The sequence below is a fragment of the Halococcus sp. IIIV-5B genome, assembly GCF_003602035.1.
Classification (GTDB): domain Archaea; phylum Halobacteriota; class Halobacteria; order Halobacteriales; family Halococcaceae; genus Halococcus; species Halococcus salsus.
The window spans coordinates 132690-152806 of the sequence record NZ_QZWE01000004.1 but is presented as its reverse complement, the minus strand read 5'-3'; the positions used below and the strand labels follow the sequence as shown (position 1 = coordinate 152806).

Annotated in this window: 21 protein-coding genes; 5 read left to right on the top strand and 16 right to left on the bottom strand. The window is 66.6% G+C overall.

Annotated features, from left to right (window positions below; all coding sequences use genetic code 11):
- Positions 1–16 precede the first annotated feature (16 nt).
- Together otsB and D3261_RS04910 are read right to left on the bottom strand one after the other, a co-directional pair.
- Positions 17–856, bottom strand: coding sequence for a trehalose-phosphatase (otsB, locus tag D3261_RS04915; RefSeq protein WP_120069679.1), 840 nt, complete (start codon positions 854–856; stop codon positions 17–19).
- Positions 846–2351 (bottom strand): trehalose-6-phosphate synthase, encoded by a 1506-nt coding sequence (locus tag D3261_RS04910; RefSeq protein WP_120069676.1) that lies wholly within the window; start codon positions 2349–2351, stop codon positions 846–848. The genes otsB and D3261_RS04910 overlap by 11 nt, the downstream gene beginning before the upstream one ends.
- A 207-nt stretch (positions 2352–2558) precedes the next feature.
- Here D3261_RS04910 and D3261_RS04905 point away from each other — a divergent pair, with 207 nt between their 5' ends.
- Positions 2559–3113: a plastocyanin/azurin family copper-binding protein gene (locus D3261_RS04905; RefSeq protein ID WP_120069672.1), complete on the top strand. Its 555-nt coding sequence runs from the start codon at positions 2559–2561 to the stop codon at positions 3111–3113.
- A 10-nt stretch (positions 3114–3123) separates the two neighbouring features.
- Here the strand turns inward: D3261_RS04905 and D3261_RS04900 are convergent, their stop codons facing one another.
- From D3261_RS04900 to D3261_RS04845, 11 genes are all read right to left on the bottom strand, one after another.
- A complete protein-coding gene (locus D3261_RS04900) occupies positions 3124–3468 on the bottom strand; it encodes a hypothetical protein (protein WP_120069669.1) in 345 nt (114 codons plus the stop codon).
- A 323-nt stretch (positions 3469–3791) separates the two neighbouring features.
- Positions 3792–4253 (bottom strand): NADH-quinone oxidoreductase subunit I, encoded by a 462-nt coding sequence (locus D3261_RS04890; protein WP_120069666.1) that lies wholly within the window; start codon positions 4251–4253, stop codon positions 3792–3794.
- Between the two features lie 10 nt (positions 4254–4263).
- On the bottom strand, positions 4264–5394 hold the full coding sequence (locus D3261_RS04885; RefSeq protein WP_120069663.1) for a complex I subunit 1 family protein: 1131 nt from the start codon (positions 5392–5394) through the stop codon (positions 4264–4266).
- Positions 5391–7064, bottom strand: coding sequence for an NADH-quinone oxidoreductase subunit D (locus D3261_RS04880; RefSeq protein ID WP_120069660.1), 1674 nt, complete (start codon positions 7062–7064; stop codon positions 5391–5393). Before D3261_RS04880 ends, D3261_RS04885 begins: the two co-directional genes overlap by 4 nt.
- Positions 7061–7753 carry an NADH-quinone oxidoreductase subunit B gene (locus tag D3261_RS04875; protein WP_120069657.1) on the bottom strand — a complete coding sequence of 231 codons (693 nt, stop codon included), beginning with the start codon at positions 7751–7753 and terminating at the stop codon, positions 7061–7063. The genes D3261_RS04880 and D3261_RS04875 overlap by 4 nt, the downstream gene beginning before the upstream one ends.
- Entirely contained in the window at positions 7750–8154 is a 405-nt protein-coding gene (locus tag D3261_RS04870; protein ID WP_120069654.1) for an NADH-quinone oxidoreductase subunit A, read from the bottom strand. Before D3261_RS04870 ends, D3261_RS04875 begins: the two co-directional genes overlap by 4 nt.
- A 102-nt stretch (positions 8155–8256) precedes the next feature.
- Positions 8257–8871, bottom strand: coding sequence for a 5-(carboxyamino)imidazole ribonucleotide mutase (gene purE, locus D3261_RS04865; RefSeq protein ID WP_120069652.1), 615 nt, complete (start codon positions 8869–8871; stop codon positions 8257–8259).
- Positions 8872–8930: 59 nt separating this feature from the next.
- On the bottom strand, positions 8931–9521 hold the full coding sequence (locus tag D3261_RS04860) for an NUDIX domain-containing protein (RefSeq protein WP_120069649.1): 591 nt from the start codon (positions 9519–9521) through the stop codon (positions 8931–8933).
- A gap of 41 nt (positions 9522–9562) precedes the next feature.
- Entirely contained in the window at positions 9563–10711 is a 1149-nt protein-coding gene (locus D3261_RS04855) for a 5-(carboxyamino)imidazole ribonucleotide synthase (RefSeq protein ID WP_120069648.1), read from the bottom strand.
- Between the two features lie 24 nt (positions 10712–10735).
- The gene (locus D3261_RS04850) at positions 10736–12454 is read right to left on the bottom strand and encodes a flippase activity-associated protein Agl23 (protein ID WP_120069645.1); all 1719 of its coding nucleotides are present in this window, start codon (positions 12452–12454) and stop codon (positions 10736–10738) included.
- A gap of 54 nt (positions 12455–12508) precedes the next feature.
- Positions 12509–13342 carry an alpha/beta fold hydrolase gene (locus D3261_RS04845; protein ID WP_120069642.1) on the bottom strand — a complete coding sequence of 278 codons (834 nt, stop codon included), beginning with the start codon at positions 13340–13342 and terminating at the stop codon, positions 12509–12511.
- A gap of 129 nt (positions 13343–13471) precedes the next feature.
- Here D3261_RS04845 and ribH point away from each other — a divergent pair, with 129 nt between their 5' ends.
- Together ribH and D3261_RS04835 are read left to right on the top strand one after the other, a co-directional pair.
- Positions 13472–13876, top strand: a complete 405-nt coding sequence (ribH, locus tag D3261_RS04840) for a 6,7-dimethyl-8-ribityllumazine synthase (RefSeq protein WP_120069639.1) — start codon at positions 13472–13474, stop codon at positions 13874–13876.
- A 2-nt stretch (positions 13877–13878) separates the two neighbouring features.
- Positions 13879–15081 (top strand): pyridoxal phosphate-dependent aminotransferase, encoded by a 1203-nt coding sequence (locus D3261_RS04835; protein WP_120069637.1) that lies wholly within the window; start codon positions 13879–13881, stop codon positions 15079–15081.
- Between the two features lie 6 nt (positions 15082–15087).
- Here the strand turns inward: D3261_RS04835 and D3261_RS04830 are convergent, their stop codons facing one another.
- Both D3261_RS04830 and D3261_RS04825 read right to left on the bottom strand, forming a co-directional pair.
- Complete coding sequence (locus tag D3261_RS04830; protein WP_120069634.1) at positions 15088–16368, bottom strand: MFS transporter; 1281 nt, start codon at positions 16366–16368, stop codon at positions 15088–15090.
- A 179-nt stretch (positions 16369–16547) separates the two neighbouring features.
- Complete coding sequence (locus tag D3261_RS04825) at positions 16548–17840, bottom strand: MFS transporter (protein ID WP_120069631.1); 1293 nt, start codon at positions 17838–17840, stop codon at positions 16548–16550.
- A 431-nt stretch (positions 17841–18271) separates the two neighbouring features.
- Between D3261_RS04825 and D3261_RS04820 the strand changes: the two genes are divergently transcribed.
- Positions 18272–19324 carry a mechanosensitive ion channel family protein gene (locus tag D3261_RS04820; protein WP_120069628.1) on the top strand — a complete coding sequence of 351 codons (1053 nt, stop codon included), beginning with the start codon at positions 18272–18274 and terminating at the stop codon, positions 19322–19324.
- Positions 19325–19354: 30 nt separating this feature from the next.
- Here the strand turns inward: D3261_RS04820 and D3261_RS04815 are convergent, their stop codons facing one another.
- Positions 19355–19762, bottom strand: a complete 408-nt coding sequence (locus tag D3261_RS04815; RefSeq protein ID WP_120069626.1) for a universal stress protein — start codon at positions 19760–19762, stop codon at positions 19355–19357.
- Positions 19763–19856: 94 nt separating this feature from the next.
- On the opposite strand from D3261_RS04815, the gene D3261_RS04810 reads away from it, so the two are divergent.
- Positions 19857–20096, top strand: coding sequence for a DUF5816 domain-containing protein (locus D3261_RS04810; RefSeq protein WP_120069623.1), 240 nt, complete (start codon positions 19857–19859; stop codon positions 20094–20096).
- The last annotated feature ends 21 nt before the right edge of the window (positions 20097–20117 follow it).

Below are 20117 nucleotides of genomic sequence, written 5' to 3'. Positions count from 1 at the left end.
GTCGACCCCTGGTCGGTCAGTCGGCGTGACCGCCGAGTTCGTCGAGGCCTTCTTCGACCACCCACTCGATGAACGCGGTGACCCCCTCGGGGTCGGCGAGTCGGTAGGCCGCCGCGGTCTCGTCGTCGCCGACGTGGACGCTGATGTCCTCGTCCGAGAGCGCCCGGAAGGCGGCCTCGTCGGTCGTGTCGTCGCCGATGTAGACCGCGAGCGAGTCGGGGTAGTCCTCCATCAGCTGCGAGACCACCTTCCCCTTGTCCCACGCCACGGCGGGCGTGAGTTCGATTATCTCCTTGCCGGTCGAGACCTCGAACCCGTCGGGCGCGACCTGCTCGACGGCGCTCTCGACCGCGTCGTGGACCTCGGCCTCGCGCTCGGGGTCGCTCCGATAGTGGATCGTCGCGCTCACGGTCTTGTTCTCGACGAAGCAGTCGGTGCCCGCGAGGTCGTCCTCGACCATGTCGACGATGCGTTCGAGCTCGCGTTCGCGTTCGGCGGCCTCTGGATGGACCGAGGCCTCCTCGCCCTGGTAGAGTTCGAGGCCGTGGTTGCCGGCGTAGTCAATGCCTTCGATCCCGACGCGCTCGCGGAGGTCGGCGAGTTCGCGTCCGCTGATCACCGCGACGTGGACCCCGGGGTGGTCGCGGAGGGTTTCGAGCGCCTCGCGGTTCGCGGTGCCGATCGCCGGTGCGTCGGGGTCGGTCTCGATACCCGCGAGCGTACCGTCGAAGTCGGTACAGAAGAGGAGGCCGTCGGCGTCGCGGAGCCGTGTGGCCATCGCCGACCGGAGGTCGGGGTCGACGTCGTCGCTCGGAGTCTGGTCGGAACCCGACCCGTCGGAGCGCTCACCCGTCACTGGCGATCTTCTTCTCCCTGAGTTCGTTCGCCGTCGCGAAGATGTCGTCCATCCACGCGAAGAGGTCCTGGGACTCGACCTGCTCGCGGAGCGCCGCCATGCGGTCCTCGCGGTCGTCGGGGTCCATCGTCAGTGCGGTCTCGATCGTCTCGGCGAACGCGTCGGTGTCGTAGGGGTTGATCGTCAGCGCCCACTCGCCGAGTTCCTCGTAGGCACCCGCCTGGTCCGAGAGCACGAGCACGCCGTCGTCGTCGACCTGTGCGGCGACGTACTCCTTCGAGACGAGGTTCATGCCGTCGCGCACCGCGCTCACGAGCATCACGTCGGCGTAGCGATAGAGCCCACAGAGTTCGTCCTGGGCGATGAACTCGTTGATGTAGACCACGGGCTGCCAGTCGTCGGTCCCGAACCGGTCGTTGACCCGCTCGATCGACTCCTGCACCTCGGTCTGGAGGTCCTGATAGTCGGGGATCAGCGACCGGCTCTCGTTGGCCTTCTGGACGTAACACACCTCCCCACGCCACTCGGGTCGGGTTTCGAGCAGCCGTTCGAACGCGTCGAGGCGCTCGACGATGCCCTTGGTGTAGTCCAGCCGGTCGACGCCCACGACGACCCTGGTGTCGGGCTCGATACCGTGGTCGGTCTTGAACTCGTTCCAGAACGCCTCATCGGCCGACTCGCTGTGTTCGCGGATCGAGTCGGCGTCGATGCCCATCGGGAACGCGCGAACCGTGGTCGTGTGGCCGTCGTAGTTGACCCGGTTGCCGTCGTAGTCGATGAACGCGTCCTCCAGGGCCTCGTCCACGCAGTCGAGGAAGTTCTTGCAGTAACGTTCGACGTGGAACCCGAGCAGGTCGTTGCCGAGCAGCCCGGTGAGCAGCGCCTCCTGGTTCGGACACGACCGGAAGGTGTCCCAACCGGGCCACGTGATGTGCCAGAAGTGCATCAGGAACGTGGAGTCGGGGACCGCCTCGCGGACCTGTCGGGGCGCGAGCGTGAAGTGATAGTCCTGAAACCAGACCAATGAATCCTCGCTCGCGGCCTCGATGGTGGCGTCGGCGAACGTCCGGTTGACCTGCTGGTAGCGCTGCCAGTAGCGCTCGACGTACTCGGCCTTCATCGTGCCGCCGTGACACAGCGGCCAGAGCACGCGGTTCGAGTAGCCGTAGTAGTAGCCCTCGACCTCCTCGTCGGTGAGCCAGAGGCGTCTGAGCGTGTAGGCCTCGCTCTCCGGCGGCATTCGGACTTCGTCGTTCTCGTCGGTGACGTCGGCGTCGGCTTCCCCGTCGCCCCAGGCGATCCAAGTCCCGTCGGTCTCCTGCATCACCGGGTCGAGCCCCGCGGTCAGCCCGCCGGCGGGCCGGCTCACCGTTATCTCGCGTCCGTCGTCGGTCGCCTCGTAGCTGTGGGTGTACGGCTGGCGGTTCGACACCACGACGAGGTCGCCGACCGACGACACGATACCCCCGTCGGTTTCGCGGTCGTCGTTACCCATGTAGTTTGGCCACTCCCGTTCGTCTCCCTACGTCCCCATTCAGTCGCATCGGTTATAGGTTCGTTGTCTTCCTGGATGGTGGCTTCGTGGCTTGCGAGTGCATGGAATACGTCCCTCCCCATCGAACGCGCTCGTGGGACGACCCGAGGTCGACGGACCGGCCGATGACACCGTAATGTTCAGTATGGATCGACACGGATCCGGGGTATGGATGCGACCGACGCCGATGCGCCGGTGAGCCGACGCGGGTTCCTCCGGGCCGCCGGGGGGACGGCGGCCGTCGCCGGCGCGACCGGCACGGCCGCGGCACAGGAGGGGAACAGTTCGGGCGGCGGGGAGACGGTGGCAGTGGGTTCGGGTTCGGGACTCTCGTTCGACCCCGAGGAGCTCACCATCGCACCCGGAACCACCGTGACCTGGGAGTGGACCGGTCAGGGTGGCGCGCACAACGTCGTCGCTGACGACGGGGCCTTCGACTCCGGTGACCCCGAGGACGGCGACGACATCACCTTCAGCCACACCTTCCCTGAGGCCGGCGAGTTCCCCTATCACTGCGCGCCTCACGAGGAGGTCGGCATGGTCGGCACCGTCATCGTCCAGGAGGGCGGCGGGTCGAGCGGCGGTGGCGGCCCCGGGCTGACGGTCCCGAACAGCGCGAAGAACCTCGGGATCGCCGCGATGAGCCTCATGCTCTCGACGCTGGGGCTCGCGTACTTCTTCATCCGGTACGGCGGCGACTACGAGACCGGCCCCGAGAACTGAGCCGTTCTCTTCAGATCTCGCCCTGCTCTTTGAGCGTGAACGCTACGCGCTCACCACGCGCCGTCAGACAGTACGCAGTCATTTCGTCGGTCTCGAGCAGTTCGACCAGCCCCCGGTCATAGAGCTCTTCTGCTGCGTTCTCGGCGCTTGAAGCGCTCACGCTTGCGGTGTTGGTCTCGGTGCCAGCAACGCTTGCTGAGCGGTTTTCCGCGATCTCGCTCGCCGGGGCCGGACCGTCCACGAGTCGGGTTAGAACCGCGGTTCGAGTCGAGGACTCCGCAACGAACGTCGCGAACTCCTCTTCCGTCACCGATTCCTCGCTTATCGTCGGATCGTCCGTTTCGGATCCACTCATCGGTATCTGTGTCCAGACTCATCCGGGATGTATATAACTCTATCTCCGTTGGGTTGAGAGGTTCTCCCGACGGAAATTTAGCCGATCCCGGGATCGGATCCGTCGGACGAGTTACTGGTAATCGACTTCGCCTTCACCGTCACCGATCCAGACTCCGCGGTCGGGTTCACGGGACTTGAGCGGGTCGATGTCCTCGTGACCCCACCTTTTTCCCGTTCGGGATTTCTCGCTCGCGTTCGCTCGCTTCGAAACCACTCACGGCAAAAACGTGGATGAAAAAGACCGCCCTCGCTTCGGTCGACCTCGCACCGCGCGACGTATGATTACTGGTAATCGACTTCGCCTTCGCCGTCACCGATCCAGACACCGCGATCGGGTTCGCGTGATTCGAGCGGGTCGATATCCTTGTACCACGGCACGTTCTTCAGCTGCTCCTTGTTGAGCGCGAGGTCGTCCTTGGTGTCCCCGGTGAACTCGAAGTTCTGTGTCAGGATGATCGCGTCGACGGGGCAGACCTCCTCACAGAGGCGGCAGTAGATGCACTGACCGATGTGGAGGTTGTACTGCTCGCCGTTTCGCTGGTCGTCCTGGACGATCTGGATCGTGTCGTTCGGACAGACCTTCTCGCACTGGCGACACCAGATACAGCGCTCCTGGCTGAACTTGTGGATCCCGCGGAATCGCGGGCTGACCTCGGGTGGGACGTCCGGGTACTCGACGGTGAAGGTCTCGCCGTCGAGCGCGTGTTTCATCGTCGTCGCCATCGATTTGAGGATTCCTATCATTGGTCTGTAATTACGCGATCAGTCCCACGATAACGGCCGTGAGCACGAGGTTGGCGAAACTCATCACGAGCAGGCCCTTCCAGCCGATCTGGATCAGCTGGTCTATCCGGATCCGGGGGATGGCCGAGCGCATCCACTGGGTGAACAGGTAGACCGCGAGGATCTTGATGAGCATCCAGACGATCCCCGGCAGTACCGGCCCGGCGGGTCCACCGAGGAACAACGTCGCCACGATGGCCCCGCCGAGGAAGATGTGGAGGAACTCCCCGAGGTAGAGCAGGACGAAGTACGCACCCGAGTACTCCGTCATGAACCCCGCGACGAGCTCGCCGGGCGCTTCCGGCGTGTCGAAGGGGTTCCGGCCGACCTCGGCGAGGTTCGAGATCATGAACAGCACGAACGCGAACGGGTTCACGAACGCGAACCACGACGGGATCGAGACCCCGGCGACCGTGAACAGCGGTTCGGCCTGGACGGCGACCACTTCGCTCATCTGGAGGGTGCCGGCGAACAGCACCACCGAGGCCGCCGTCACCACGAGCGGGATCTCGTAGGCGAGGTTCTGGGCGAGCGCGCGGAGCCCGCCGAGAAGCGAGTACTTGTTGTTCGAGGAGTAGCCCGAGAGCAGGAGACCGAGCGAGGCGAGCGACGAGGCCGCGAAGACGAAGACGAAGCCCGTCTCGGGGTCGGCGAGCTGGAGGTTGGTGCCGAGCGGGATCACCGCGAAGCCGAGGATCGCCGAGAACGGCACGAGCATCGGTCCGATGTCGAAGCCCGGCCGGTCGGCACCGTCGGGGATGATGACCTCCTTCGAGAGGAGCCGGACCGCGTCGGCGACCACGATCAGGAGGCCGAACGGCCCGATCCGGTTGACCGCGATACGGTCGGTGAACGCCGCCGTGATCTTCCGTTTGCCCCAGATCCCCGCGACCGCGACGACCGAGAGGAAGAGCACCGAGATCAGCGCCGCGCCCACGAGTCCGAAGAGGAACTGGAGACCCGGGTCGGGGTTGGGACCGAACCCCAGGGTCTGACTCAGGAGCTCGGGAAACGTCGTGCCGCCGCTCGCGCCCGCGGAGGCGTTCGTCGCGTTCGTGGCGTTGGTCGCGTTGCCCTGCTGGAGGAGGACGCCGGACCTCATCTATCGACCTCGCCGAGCACGATGTCGATGCTCGCCAGCGCCGCGATCAGGTCGGGGACGTACCCGCCCTCGGCCATCGCGGGCAGGGTCTGGAGGTTCGAAAAGCACGGGCTTCGGATCTTGAACCGGGCGGGTTTGTCGGTGCCGTCGGCCCGAATGTAGATCCCGAGTTCGCCCTTCGCGCCCTCGACCGCGCGGTAGATCTCGGTGTCCTCGTCGGGCCGGAGGGTTCGCGGCACGTTCGACTGGACCTCGCGGTCGTCCTCGGGCCAGTCTTCGAGGAGGTTGACACACTGTCCGATGATCCGCGCCGACTGCTCGACCTCCTGCATCCGGCAGAGCACGCGGGCGTAGTTGTCGCCCTCGGTCGCGGTGATGACGTCCCAGTCGAGTTCGGGGTAGTACCCGTATGGATCGTCGCGCCGGACGTCGTAGTCCACACCCGAGGCGCGGCCCACCGGCCCCGTCGCGCCGTACTGTTTCGCAGTCTCGGTGTCGAGCACCCCGGTGTCGACACACCGGAGCTGGAACAGCTCGTTCGAGGTGATGAGGTCGTGGTACTCGTCGAGCTTCGCGGGCATCCCGTCGAGGAAGTCCCGGATCTTCTCGAAGAACTCCTCGCGGGGCTCCGGGAGGTCCCACGCGACCCCGCCGAGCCGGAAGTAGTTGAACATCAGGCGCTGCCCCGTGAGGTCTTCGAGGATCCCCTCGACGATCTCGCGGTCGCGGAAGGCGTACATGAACGTCGCGGTGAACTCGCCGTAGACGTCGAGCGCGAACGTCGCGAGCGCGAGGAGGTGGGCCGCGGTCCGACAGAGCTCCGCGCCCATCGTCCGGATGACCTGGGCGTACTCCGGGACCTCCAGACCGGCGAGGTCCTCGGCGGTTCGCGCGTAGGCCCACTCGTTGAGGAGCCCGGCGGAGACGTAGTCCCACCGGTCGGGGTAGGGCATGATCTGGTGGCGGTAGGTTTTCGTCTGGCACATCTGCTCCTCACAGCGGTGGAGGTAGCCGATGTCCGGCTCGATGTGGGCGACCTGCTCGCCCGAGAGCACCGTCTCGACGTGGAGCACGCCGTGGGTCGCGGGGTGGTGGGGCCCGATGTTGAGGAACATCGTGTCCGCACCGTCCTCGCGGTGGTCCTCTTCGAGCGGGTTGGCGTGGGATTCGAGGGTGACGACCTGGGGTTCGTCCTGGTCGTAGTCGAGCCCCAACGGGTGCCCCTGCCAGGTCTCGGGCAGCAGGATCCGTCGGAGGTCGGGGTGGCCCTCGTAGCGGATCCCGACGAGGTCGTAGGCCTCGCGCTCGTGCCAGTCCGCGCCCGCGTAGACCGGCACCGCGGTCTGACTCACGGGGTCGTCCTTCGCCGCGGGTACCACCACCGAGACCTCCTGGGTGGGGTCGGCGAACTTCTTCAGGTGGTAGATGCTCTCGTAGCGGTCGGCGTACTCCTGGGCCGAGACGTTCGAGAGGTGGTCGAAGCCCGCCTCGTCCCGGAGCGCGAACAGTGCGTTCTGGACCTCGTCGGGCCGGACCACGAACGCCTCCGCGTTCAGGTGGCTCTCGCGACTCACGACCGTGTCGCCGAGGAGCTCCGCGAGCGCGTCGTAGTCGAGGCCGTCCTCGGTCGCGCCGACGTGGCTCGACCGTTCGGGTCGTTCCAAACTCATGGCGAATCAGCCCAGTTGTACCGCATGACGAGGGTCTCCTCGTCGATGTCGTCGGCGAGCTTCTGGATGAGCTCGTCGCGTTCGAGGTCGCCGAACCGTTCGAGCTCGTAGGGCTTCACCGTCACCGGCGCGGACTCGCCGTTCGTGATGCGTTCCTGGAGCTTGGCGACACCGTAGACCAGCGCCTCCGGGCGCGGCGGGCAGCCGGGGACGTGGATGTCGACGGGGAGGACCTGCTCGACACCCTTGACGACGTTGTATCCCTGCTGGAACGGTCCGCCCGAGATCGTACACGATCCCATCGAGACCACGAACTTGGGTTCGGGCATCTGGTCGTAGACCCGCTTCATCCGCGGGGCGAACTTCGAGACGATCGTCCCAGGAACGATGATGACGTCGGCCTGGCGCGGCGAGGCCCGCGGCACGCCCGAGCCGAACCGGTCGAGGTCGTGTTTCACGGCGTAGGTGTGCATCATCTCGATGCTACAGCAGGCGATGCCGAACTGGAGCATGAACATCGAGGAGCCACGCACCCAGTTCATGAACGAGTCGAACTTCGTGAGGATGAACGGCGAGGCACCGAACGTCTCGCGGAGCTTGGAGTTGAATCGGTTGTCGGTGCCGCCACCCATCCGCGCCTCCTGGGTCGTCTGTACGTCCGGCGTCGTGGTCTGGTTGTCGCTACTCATTGTCGTGTCCGTTGGGTGTTCGGCTGTTCGTTACGGACCCACTCGACCGCGCCGTTGCGCCACGCCCACGCGAGCCCGAGCACGAGCACCGCGATGAACACCAGCATCGGGCCGAGGGTCGAGGCCAGCCCGAACTCCGCGACCGCGTCGCGGTAGATGACGGTCCAGGGGAAGATCAGGACCGTCTCGATGTCGAAGACGAGGAACAGCAACGCGACCATGTAGTACTGGATGTTGAACCGGATCCGGGTGTCGCCGGTCGGGACCTCGCCCGACTCGTAGACCGCGGTCTTTCCTTGTTCGGGAACGCTGGGTCGCAACAGGCTCGATATCACGATGAACGACAGCGGGATGACGATCGCGACCAGCGCCAGCGCCCCGACGGCTATCCATTGATTCATGTGGTCTGTCTCGTGTTCGGGCTTGGGAACCCACTCATATAAGGATTGATTCTTTCCCACCGATCTCGGCCCGAAACCCGGTCGCATCCCACGTTCGACCGGCTATTCGTCGCGCTCGCGGAAGCCCTCGATCCCCCGGTCGTGGAGCGCCCGCGAGACGTCCGCGACCCCGCTCACGAGGTCGTCGTGATACTCGACGAGCCGTTCCGCGAGCTCGTCGTGTTCGCTCGCGAGGACCTGGACCGCCGAGAGACCCGCGTTGTAGGACTTTCCGGCGTCGACCGCGACGATGGGCGCGCCGGTCGGCATCCCGATCACCGAATCCACGGACTTCTCTTGCACTGGCACCCCGATCACGGGCACCGGGAACGCGATCGAGGCGGTCATGTTCGGGAGATCGGCGGACTTCCCGCCCGCGCCCGCGATGATGACCGAGAGCCCGCGGTCGGCGGCGGTCTCGGCGTAGGCGTACATCAGCTCGGGCGTTCGATGGGCGGAGACGACGTAACTCTCGAAGGTGAATCGGTTTTCGGGAGTTCCGTCCACAGTCACCTCGGAAAATCCGAGGTCGAAGAGCGCTTCGTACGCCCCGGCCATCGTGTCGAGGTCGGAGTCCGAGCCCATGATTATCCCCACGTCGGGCGTCTCTGCCTCGGGTCGGCCCTCGTCGGCTTCCTCGTACAGCTCGTCGATCAGCGCGTCGATGTCGTCGGCCATGCGAGGGGATGCGGTCGGCGGGTCTTCGCCGTTGCGGTCGCGCGACGGTCGGCGGTGCGCTACGCCGTTCGCCAGCCGTCGAGCAGTCGACGTGTCGAGGGCGACAGCCGCTCCGGTTCCGGCGGATCGGCGAACCACACCGCCCCGTTCAACTCACTGGATTGAATCGTGATCGAACCGCTCTCGTAGTCGGCCCGAAAGAACACCCGGAGGACGTGGAGGCGCTCGTCGTAGCCCTCACAGGTGGCGATCTCGTGGCGAATATGGCCAATCTCGGTGAGGGAGATGTCGATGCCGACCTCTTCTTCGACTTCCCGCAGTACGGTCTCCGCCATCGTCTCCTCGTCCTCCTGGCCGCCACCCGGAACGCTCCAGTTCGACCCGCCGCGGCCGAGTATCAACAGCACGCGCTCGCGCTCCTTCCCATCCACCGCCATCGACTCTGTGAGCGAGGGAAGCATCTCGGGCGGTCGCCTGACGAGGGCGTAGGCGCTCCCGATGTAGCCGGTCCCGGAGAGCTCGATCCACTCCTCGAAGACGTCGGGTGCCGGCGTGTCGTGGCGCTCGACCACGGGCGCGTCGCCGAACCGCTCGACGAGGCGGTCGCGCCGACGTTCGATCTCGTCGCGGTTCACGTCCCGTGGGGTCATACGACCCACTCGCCGCGGTACGGGATTAACCCTCGCCCGATTCAGCGAAACGTCGTCGCGTCCACGAGGTCGCGAGCGTGCGTGAGCAGGTCGTCGGGCGAGCGCTCGCCGTCGGTCAGCGTGACGTGGCCCATCTTTCGGAGCGGGCGCGCCTCGCGTTTACCGTACCAGTGGACGTTCGCGGCGGGGTCTTCGAGGATGGCCTCGATCCCGTCGAGTGCGGCGGGTTTCGGCTCCTCGACGTCCCCGAGGAAGTTCTTCATGACCGTCGTCTCACGGGTGTCGGTCGCGCCGAGCGGCCAGCCGAGCACGGCCCGAATGTGCTGTTCGAACTGGGAAGTCCGCGCGCCCTCGATGGTCCAGTGCCCGGAGTTGTGGGGCCGGGGCGCGATCTCGTTGACCGAGATCTCCCCGTTTGTCTCGAAGAGTTCGATGCCGAACACACCACGTCCATCCAAAAAGTCGAGGACGTCGCGTGCGACGGCTTTCGCGCGTTCACGAATCTCGTCGGAGACCCGTGCCGGGATCACCGTCTCGCGGAGGATCTCCGCCTCGTGGACGTTCTCACCCGGGGTGAACACCCGATGCTCGCCCTCCCCTCGGACGCCGATCACCGAGAGTTCGCGGTCGAACGGAACGTGTTCCTCTATCATCGCCGGGCCGTCGATCGCCGCGAACGCTTCCTCGACGTCCTCGGGCGAGTCGACGGGGACGTTCCCACGGCCGTCGTAGCCTCCCTCGCGGGCCTTGAGCATCCCCGGATAGCCGAGGTCGTCGAGGGCCTCGCGGAGGTCGTCGGCGCTCTCGACCGCGCGGAACTCGGGCACCGGGATGCCGGCCTCGCCGAGGCGGCGCTTCTGGACGAGTTTGTCCTGGATCGTCCGGAGGGTTTCGGGGGCGGGATGGACGGGGATATCGTACTTCTCGCTCGCACGTTCGAGCCGGTCGGGGTCGGCGAGTTCGATCTCGTAGGTCAGGACGTCGGCGCGTTCGGCGAGTTCGTCGATGGTTTCGGCGTCGTCGAAGTCCCCCTCGACGGTCTCACTCACCACGGGGCTCGCGGGCGGGTCGGGCGTCGGGTCGCTCGCGACCAGTTCGACGCCGAGCGGGCCGGCGGCCTCGCCGAGCATCCGACCGAGCTGCCCGCCGCCGACGACGCCGACCACTGGACCGGGGGTGCTGAGTTTCATGGCTCCGGGTTTCGACGCACGGGATTAAGGCGTATCGCTCGCGTTCGCTGCGGGCTCCTCGACGAAGACCGTGATGTTGGTCCGGCTGGTGTCCTGCGTCCGGATGACCTCGGGATAGGCCTCGTAGCCGGCGAGCCGGGGCTCAAGCGAGTCGGCATCCGAACTGAGACTCACCACGACCGGCGGATGGCTCCGGTTCATCGCCGACTCGAACGCCGAGCCGTTCCGGGCGCACGCGACGCGCACGTCCTCGGCCTCGAAGTACCACGGGAGCGGGAGGACGTTGAACCACTCCGAACAGCCGGGCTCGCGGGTGCCGGTGGTGTTGGCGACGAGGAAGTCGCCGTAGAGCAGAACGTCGGTCCCCGAATTCGCGGCGCTCACCGACTCCATCTCGTGGAGTGCGGGATGGAGGTCGCTCGCGGGCTGGGCGTACTGCACGAGGGGGTTGGCGTCGGACTGGTCGTCGAGGTAGACGTCTGTGGTGGCGACGAACCCTATCTGACCGACGACGAGCAGTACAGCTATCGCGACCGCGGCGACGGCGGGGCGGTTCTCGCTGGCGAGCGCCGTGTAGCCTCGGCGATAGAGCGCGCCCACCCCGACCGCCGCCGGCACCGCGAGCGGGACCACGGCGTGGAGGACCGTCCAGGGCGCGGCGATGTCGGCGATGATGGGATAGCCGAGCACGCTGACGAATCCCCAGTAGAAACAGAAGGCGACGAGGTCGCGCGGGCCGTCGTCCGCGTAGCGGTCGACGAGGAAGCCGACCACCGAGAGCACCGCCAGCGCGCCCGAGCCGACGAAGAGGGTCTCGGCGGCGCTCCCGAGGAACGGGAGGTAGGCGTGGTCCTGGTGGCCGCCGCCGACCCAGAGCGAGACGAAGGTCTGCCACGACCCGATGGTCGCCTCGCCGACCACCGCCGGCAGCACCGTCGGATCGGCGAAGAGGTCGTCGAACCCCGGACCGCCGTTCGGGCCGGTCCGCGGGGCGTAGAAGTAGATCACGACGACGAGAAACGCCACGAAGCTCGCGAGGAGGTGGGGGAGCCAGCGTCGGAGCGCCGGTCGGGCCGATCGGATGTGCCCGCGGAACCGCCCCCGCCAGTCGGTCGGGAGACCGCGACCGAACAGTCGATGGTCGGCGAGGAGTACGAGCGCGCCGAGCCACGTCACGACGTAGACGAGGACGTACTCCTTGGTGGTGACTGCGAGCGCGAACGCGAGCACGCCGGCGTGGAGGGAGCGCGGTTTTCGGGTATCGAGCGCACGGACGAAGCAGCCGAGCGCGAGGAGCGCGAAGGCCGCGAGCGGGAGGTCGCTTCGCATGAACCGCGAGTAGTAGAGCACGAGCGGATCGAACGCGAGGAAGCCGGCGAGCGCGACGATTTCGACCCCCGAGAGGCGCTCGCGAAAGCAGAGCGCGACGAGCGGGAGGCCAGCGCCGAGGAGCGCGACGACCAGCCGCATCGTGAAGTCGTTCGGGCCGAGCACCGCGAACACCGCTCGATTGACCTGTTGGAGGAACGGCCCGTGAATGATGGGCTGGTACTCGAAGAGGCCAGTATCGAGGTAGTGGAGCGTCCAGTAGGCGACGCGAGCCTCGTCCCAGTGGGCGGTGCGGTCGCCGAGGAAGGCGAGTCGGGCGAGGAGTCCGAGGAGGGCGATGGTGACGACGGCGAAGACGACGCGACGGCCGCGGCCGGCACGCTGACGGGAGGCGGTGCCGTCGGTCGATGCCATGCCCGTTGGACCTCGGGGGTGGAATAGGAGTGTTTCGTTTGGGGTCGCCGGCCGTCACTCGACAGCCGTTGCGAAGAACTCACGAAGCGACTCGATGATGAACTCTGGATTGTCGACGTGTGAGTTGTGGCCGGCGTTCGGTATCCCACGCGCCTCGGCGTCGGGAATCTCGGTTGCCATGTATCCGGCGTGACGGATAGCGCTCTCCGTCTCTCGTTCCCCGTACATGAGCAACGATGGAACGGTGATCGACGAGTGGTCGAGGGAGACCGACGGATACGACGCGAGCACGTCGTCTATCTTCGCCAACTCCTCTTCACGTACCTCGGGGAACTCCGCAGCGTGGCTTCGCTGGAGCCGTTCCGCCGCTTCGAGGTCGCCGATCGCCTCCTCCCCGTATCGCCATTCATAGTACTTGTCCAGTACGTTCCAGAGACGATTCGGGTCAAGGAAAGGGGAGAGCGCATCCGCGAGTTTCGGGGTCCCTCGGCGCTCGACCCACTCCCCGCGCGACAGAATGGTCGGCGTGCGTGTCCCGAACGTACACAACGCACTGATTTCGTTCGGATAGTTGGCCGCATACGCCTGTGCGATCATCCCGCCCAGCGAGAGACCACAGACCGCCGGTCGATCGAGATTCAGAGCTTCGACGAGCGCGTGAAGGTCCTCGGCATACAGATCGATCGAGTAAGAGTTACGTTCGGAGCCGCCGGTTCGGCCGTGGCCTCTGAGGTCGTAGACAACGATCCGATAGTCGGTAGCGAGCGGTTGCATCCGTTCAGCCCAGATTCGGTGGTCACTCATCGCACCATGGAGAAACACGACCGGCGGGCCGTCACCAGAGTCCTCGTAGTACGTCCGAATCCCGTTCGTCCGAACGGTTGGCATACAAGTAAATAACAGGCAATCGTTCTGCTTGTTTCGGTTTGAAACGATCGCGTGTCCCGGTCTCAGCAGCTTCGCGCCACGTGGGACTGGAGCGGTAGGTCTTTGAGGGGCGCTCGCGACCCGGCGAGTATGCCCAGTTTGGGATTGGTTATCGCGCAGTTCTACGACGAACTCGCCGCGGAGATGGAACGGAGCGCGCGCGGGGCCGCCGACGACCGTGGGGCCGAGATCGGGGAGACGATACCGGTACCGGGTGCGTACGACACCCCGCTCGCCGCCGACCGCCTCGCCCGGAAGGACGCCATCGAGGCCGTCTGTGTGCTCGGTGCGGTGGTCTCGGGCGACACCGACCACGACGACGTCATCGTCCGAACGGCCGCGCAAGCACTGATGGACGTGAGCCTCGACCGCGACACCCCCGTCTCGCTCGGGATCTTGGGGCCCGACATGAGCATGGCGGAGGCGCGCGAGCGGACCGGCAAGGGTGCCGAAGCCGTCGACAGCGCGCTCGACCAACTGGAGGCCCTGGCATGAGCATGAACTTCGCCGACCGCGTCGAGCGCGTCGAGCCGAGCGCCACCCTCGCGATCAGCGACGCCGCGAGCGAACTCGAAGCCGACGGGGTCGACGTGGTCGACCTCAGCGTCGGCGAGCCCGACTTCCCCACCCCCGAAAACGTCGTCGAGGCCGGAAAGGACGCGATGGACGCGGGCTACACAGGTTATGCGCCCACGAACGGCGTGCCCGAACTCCGCGAGGCGATCGCCGAGAAGCTCCAGGGTGATGGGCTCGACTACACGGCCGACGACGTCATCGTCACGCCGGGCGGCAAGCAGGCGCTCTTCGAGACCTTCCAGAGCCTCATCGACGGCGGGGACGAGGTCTGCCTGCTCGACCCCGCGTGGGTCTCCTACGAGGCGATGGTGAAGCTCGCCGGCGGGTCGCTCTCGCGGGTCGACCTCGCGGCGCACGACTTCCAGCTCGAACCCGCGCTCCCCGAACTCACCGAGACGGTCTCGGACGAAACGGAGTTGCTCGTCGTGAACTCGCCGTCGAACCCCTCGGGCGCGGTGTTCTCGGACGAGGCGCTCCGTGGCGTCCGCGACCTCGCGGTCGAACACGACATCACCGTTATCTCCGACGAGATCTACAAGGAGATCACCTACGGCGTCGACCCGGTGAGCCTCGGAAGCCTCGATGGGATGGGGAGCCGTACAGTGACGATCAACGGTTTCTCGAAGGCCTACTCGATGACCGGCTGGCGGCTCGGCTACCTCGCCGCGCCCGAGAACCTGATCTCCCAGGCGAGCAAGGTCCAGTCGCACTCGGTCTCCTCGGCCGCGAACTTCACCCAGCGCGCCGGAGTCGAGGCCATCCGGAACACCGACGATGCAGTGGTGGAGATGGCCGAGGCCTTCGAGGAGCGCCGCGACCTCCTCGTAGACCTGCTCGCCGACCACGGGGTCGAAGTGTCGGCCCCCGAGGGGGCGTTCTACATGATGGTGCCGGTCGGCGAGGATAGCGAGGCGCAACGCGCCTCGGAACAGCCGAACGGCGAGCAAAGCGAGCCGCGAGGCGACGACTCCGCGTGGTGTGAGGCCGCGATCGACGACGCCCACGTCGCCACGGTACCCGGCAGCGCGTTCGGGACGCCCGGCTACGCGCGGTTCTCGTACGCGAACAGCGAGGAACGGCTTCGGAAAGCGATCGACCGGCTCGTCGCAGAAGACCTGTTCTGACCGGGCTCAGTCCTGGCTCGTCGGTTGCCCGCCGCCCGGAGTTCCGGCGGTGGTCGCGTGGGTCTCCTCGACCTGTGAGTAGACGAGGAGCGCGCCGAGCGCCGAGAGGACGGCCCCGAAGGCGAACGGGACGACGTAGCCGAAGCTGATGAGGTAGCCCGCGAGCAGCGGGCCGATCGCGGTCCCGAGCGTGAAGGCCATCGTCAACACCGAGAAGGTGGTCCCGGAGTTCCCGCCCTGGGCGATGTCGCCAGCGAGCGCGAAGCCGGGCGCGAAGGCGGTCGCGGCCGCCGCGCCCTGGACGAGTCGCGTGGCGATCATCCCGATCGGGGTCGTCACGAGGCCCTGGGCGAGCATCGCCGGCACGAGCACGATCAGTCCGCCGAGGATGAAGGGTCGGCGGCCGTAGCGGTCGCTCGCGGTGCCGATCGGCGTCTGGAGGAACACCTGCGCCACGATGAACGCGGAGAACTCGATACTGAACAGCTGTGCGCCCTGGTCGAGGTGGTTGTTGATGTCCGTCTGGAGCGGTTCGATCAGCGCGATGCCGATCGCCACGGTGAGGAGCGCGAGCCCGAGCGCGAAGACGGGGTCGATCAGGGTGTCGTGGTCGTGGTCGAAGACCGCGAACCCGAGGTCGCTGCCCGCCTCCGCGTCCTGTTCGTCGGGGTGGGGGTCCTCGACGAACAGCATGATGAGCACCGCGCCGATCAGCGAGCCGAGGGCCGCGATGTAGAAGGCGGCCTCGAAGCCCGTCATCGCGAGGCCGACGACCTGATAGGGGCCGCCGTTGACGACGCTTCCGGCGAGGATCGGTCCGGCGGCGAAGCCCACGAACCGGAAGGTGTTGAAAATGCCCATGTCGCCGCCGCGCGAGTCGTCCGTGGTGACCTCGTTGACCAGCGCGACCGTCGACGGGATCGTGATCGCGACGCCGATACCCTGGAGCCCGCGGATCACGAGCATCAGCGCGTAGCTATCGGCGAGCGAGTAGACGAAGTTCGCGACCGTGAGGATCACCAGTCCGACCACGATGAAGATCCGGCGGCTGCCGGTGCGGTCGGAGAGGTAGCCCGCGATCGGCTGGAGGGCGGTGCTGAAGAACCCGAACGCCGAGAGGATGATCCCCGTGACCAGCGCGACGCCTAGGCCGAACGTCTGGCCGGTGACGACGCCGCTCCCGATGTAGAGCGGCAGAACGATGATCAGAAAGGAGTTCCCGATCGAGTCCGCCATCCGCGCGAACGCGAGGGTGAGCACCCGTCGGTCGGTCTCGAACAATCTCATCCGACCACCCCACGTTCGGGCGGTCGGTCGGTCTCAAGGAGCGGTTTCATGAGTTCGGCAGTCACGTTGACTATTCGGTCAGTCAGCCGTTTAAACGTACGGGTATCGACGCGAACGGCGGTGACGACGGGATCCGGTAGGGAAGTCGTCGACCAGGCGTGACCCGGGTGGGGACCGTCTCAGTCGCTGGGAACCGGACTCCGCGCGGGTGTCGGGTCGACGCTGTAGAGCGTGACGAAGACGCCGGTGGCGACGACGATGAGGCCGGCGGCGACGAAGAAGGCGACGAACACCGAGGTGGCGTCCCAGAGCACGCCGACGGTGAACGGGCCGATCACCTCGCCAACCTTCCAGGCGACCGAGCGGAGCGAGAGGCTCGCGGCGACCGCACCGAAGTGCTCGCCCTCCTCGACGAACAGCGCCATGCTCGCCGGGAGCCGGAGGCTGTCGGCCACGCCGATCACGGCGTAGGCGGCGAACAGCACGAAGAAGGCCGGTGCGAGCCGGACCGACTCGCCGAACGCCGTGAACGAAACGCCGGGGAGGACTCCAGTTGCGCTCCCCGCGAAGAGGATCATCGCGGTGCCGACCGCGTAGACCAGCGCGCCCGCCACGACGAAGTGGTGTTTGTGCCCGACGCGGTCGGTGTAGCCACCGACGACACCCTGAAAGAGGGTCTTGGTGAGTTTGCCGCCGGCGAGGATCGCCGCGACGAACAGCGGGTTCATCCCGAACTCGGTGTGGGCGTAGATCGGGAGGAACGTGATGACGGCCATCTTGCCGAAGCCGAAGCCCAATCGGAAGACCACGAGCGCGCGGACCGCGGTCCGGTCGAGGAGGGTCCGGAGGGTTTCGGTCCCGGTGGCTTCCTCGGGGTCGGTTTTCCCACCGGGATTGTCCCGGAGGTAGGCGAAGACGGTGAGGGTCGCGAGGACCGTGACCAGCGAGAGCACCGCGTAGGTGAGCGTGAAGCCGTACGTGAACAGGAGCAAGCCACCGACGACGTCGCCCGCGAGGCTCGAGAACGCCGCGACCTGGTTGTAGGTCCCGAGCCACCGGCCGCGCTCGGCGTCGGGGCTGAGTTCGCCGACCACCGCCGAGCCGGTGATCCAGAGGAGGCTCGCACCCGCTCCCTGGAGGATCCGGACGAGGATCACGTCGGTCGCGTTGCCGACGAGCGCGAACCCGACGAACGCGAGGACGTTGACACCCAGCCCGGCCAGCAGGAAGTGTTTGGCGTTGTGGGTGTCGACCAGCCGACCGAGCGGGAGGACGACGATGAGCTGGATCAGCGCGAACGCCGTCCCGAACAGCCCCTCGACGGTGCCCGAGGTCTGGAAGAGGTCCGCATAGAGCGCGAGCGCGATCAGGATGGTGGAGTAGGCCTGGCTCCGCGCGAACGCGGTGCTTGCCAATGCAACGAATTCCCTGTTTTTGAAGAGGTTCAGGGATCCTCCTCCCGTTTCTGTCACTGGCTCTCGGTCGCCGTTGGAGACGCAAAAACCCGACTTTCCGCGACCGTTTTGCCGGAGCGTAGCACGTCAGCACTCGTCACGATGAGAGCGGTCGATGGCTCTCAGCACACAGCGACCGGGCCGTGGCGGCGCGGCGGAGCGGTGCGGCGCGGTGCTGGTGCCGTTGCGGGAGCGGTGCGGGCCTGGAGGATGAAGGGCGAGCACGACCGAAGGGAGTGCGAGGGCTTCTGCGGTGCCGTGCGGTTGCGGAGGTGTCAGTGGTCCTACCGCGAACGAACGAAGTGAGTGAGCGGGCGCAAGCGCGACCAACGGGAGCGCTCAGCGCTTTTGATCCACATTTTGCCAGCGAACGAAGTGAGCGCAGCAAAAGGTGGGGCCCAAAAGGTGGGTTTCGCAACCCTTTTTCGCTACGACAGGTTGCCGAGGGTATGGAGGCGGGAGTCGTGATGAGCTGGGTACTGTCGGCGGTGCTGCAGACGGGCCTCCCGACGGCGGTCACGAACGCCACCGAGGAGAACAACTCGAGCAGCCTCCAGCAGGGTTCCGAGCAGACCGTCGACTTCTTCCAGGAGCTGCTGCCGGGCTGGGTTCCCCCGTGGACGATCCAGTTGGTGCTCGCGGTCGTCGTGCTCGTCCTCGCGTGGTACGGCTCGAAGCGGCTCGTCGAGCTCCTCGGTCGCCGTGTCGCCCGTCGGTTCCGTCGACCCAGCGTGAGTCGAGCGGTCCTGCGGACGATACGCGCCGTCGTGATGTTCTTCGCGCTCCTGATCGCGGCGGGCTTCCTCGGCGTGGGGCTCGACAACATCTTCCTCTCGGTGACGGTGCTCACGGCGGCGGTCGCGGTCGTGATCTCGCCGATCCTCGGTGGGTTCGTGAGCGGGCTGTTCGTCCTCACCGACCAGTCCTACGAGATCGGCGACATGATCGAGATCGTCGACACCGACGAGGGGACGCGGGGGTTCGTCGAGGACATCACCTTCCAGTACACCAAGATCTTCACGCTCGACAACACCTTCCTCGTGATCCCGAACGGCACGATCCGCGAGCGCGACGTGATCAACTACTCGGCCGAGGACCCACGGACCAGGCTCTCGCTCGACATCCTCGTGACCTACGAGGGCGACCTCGATGTGGCGCGCGACCTGATCGAGCGCTCGGCCCGCGACGTCGACAGCGTGATCCGCGGCGGGCCGGACATCCGGATCGGGAGCGCACGCTATCCCGCCGCGCCGACGTGCTACATCAACGAGTTCGCCGACAACGGCGTGTTGTTGACCCTCCGCTACTGGGTGAAGGAACCATACAAACTCCTGACAGTGCGCTCGGGGGTGCAGGAGAACGTCTGGGAGGCGTTCGGCGGGGCGGGCGTGGAGTTCCCCTACCCGCACACCCACGTGGTGTTCGACGAGGACGACGAGCCGCGGTTCCGCGATGGGGGACGCAGCCCTGGCGACCCCGGCGGTCCCGGCGGGCTACAGTAGCTCGTCCACGGCCGATGCGTCCACGACCGATCACTCCTTTCGCGGGGCGGTGACGACGTCGCAGTCGAGCTGGTTCCGGAGGAACCGGGCGACGTCGGGTTCGTCGGTGACCCGCCGTATCATCCGCCGCCACCGGCTGGTCTGCTTTCGGCCGATCACCACGACGTCGGCTCCCTCGGTGGCGACTTCGTCGAGGATGGTCTCCTCGACGAGGAAGCCCGTCCGAACCGCGTAGCGTGCGTTCGGGAGCCGGCCGAACTCGCGTTCGACCGCGCGCTTCAGCTCGGCCTGGGTGACCCGTTGGCTCGCCTGATAGAGGTCGATGTGGAGCACGCTGAGGTTGGCGTCGCGCTCCTCGGCGACGTCGATCGCGGTCCGGAGCGTTCGGCGGGAGTGTTCGCTCAACGGATACCGAACCGGCACGACGACCAGACTCATCCCCCGAACCCAGTGGGGCCGGTGGCCTCAATCTTTCTATCCAGCGAACGGGCGAACCCACCAGTCACTTGAACGTCGGGGTCCGGATCGGGACATGGACGCGACGACGACCGCCGGCGGGCGGACCCTCTACGTCGACCGCACGGAGGCCGAACGGGGGTCGAAGGGACCGTTCTTCGCCGCGTACGCCGACGAAGCCGGCGAGAACCGGTGGGGCTACTTCTGTAGCAACTGCGCCAGTTTCGACAACGCGATGGACGCGATGGGGCGGATCAAGTGCAACGGCTGTGCCAACATCAAGAAACCCGACGAGTGGGACGCCGCCCACGAGTGACCGCCCGGATCCCACCCCACG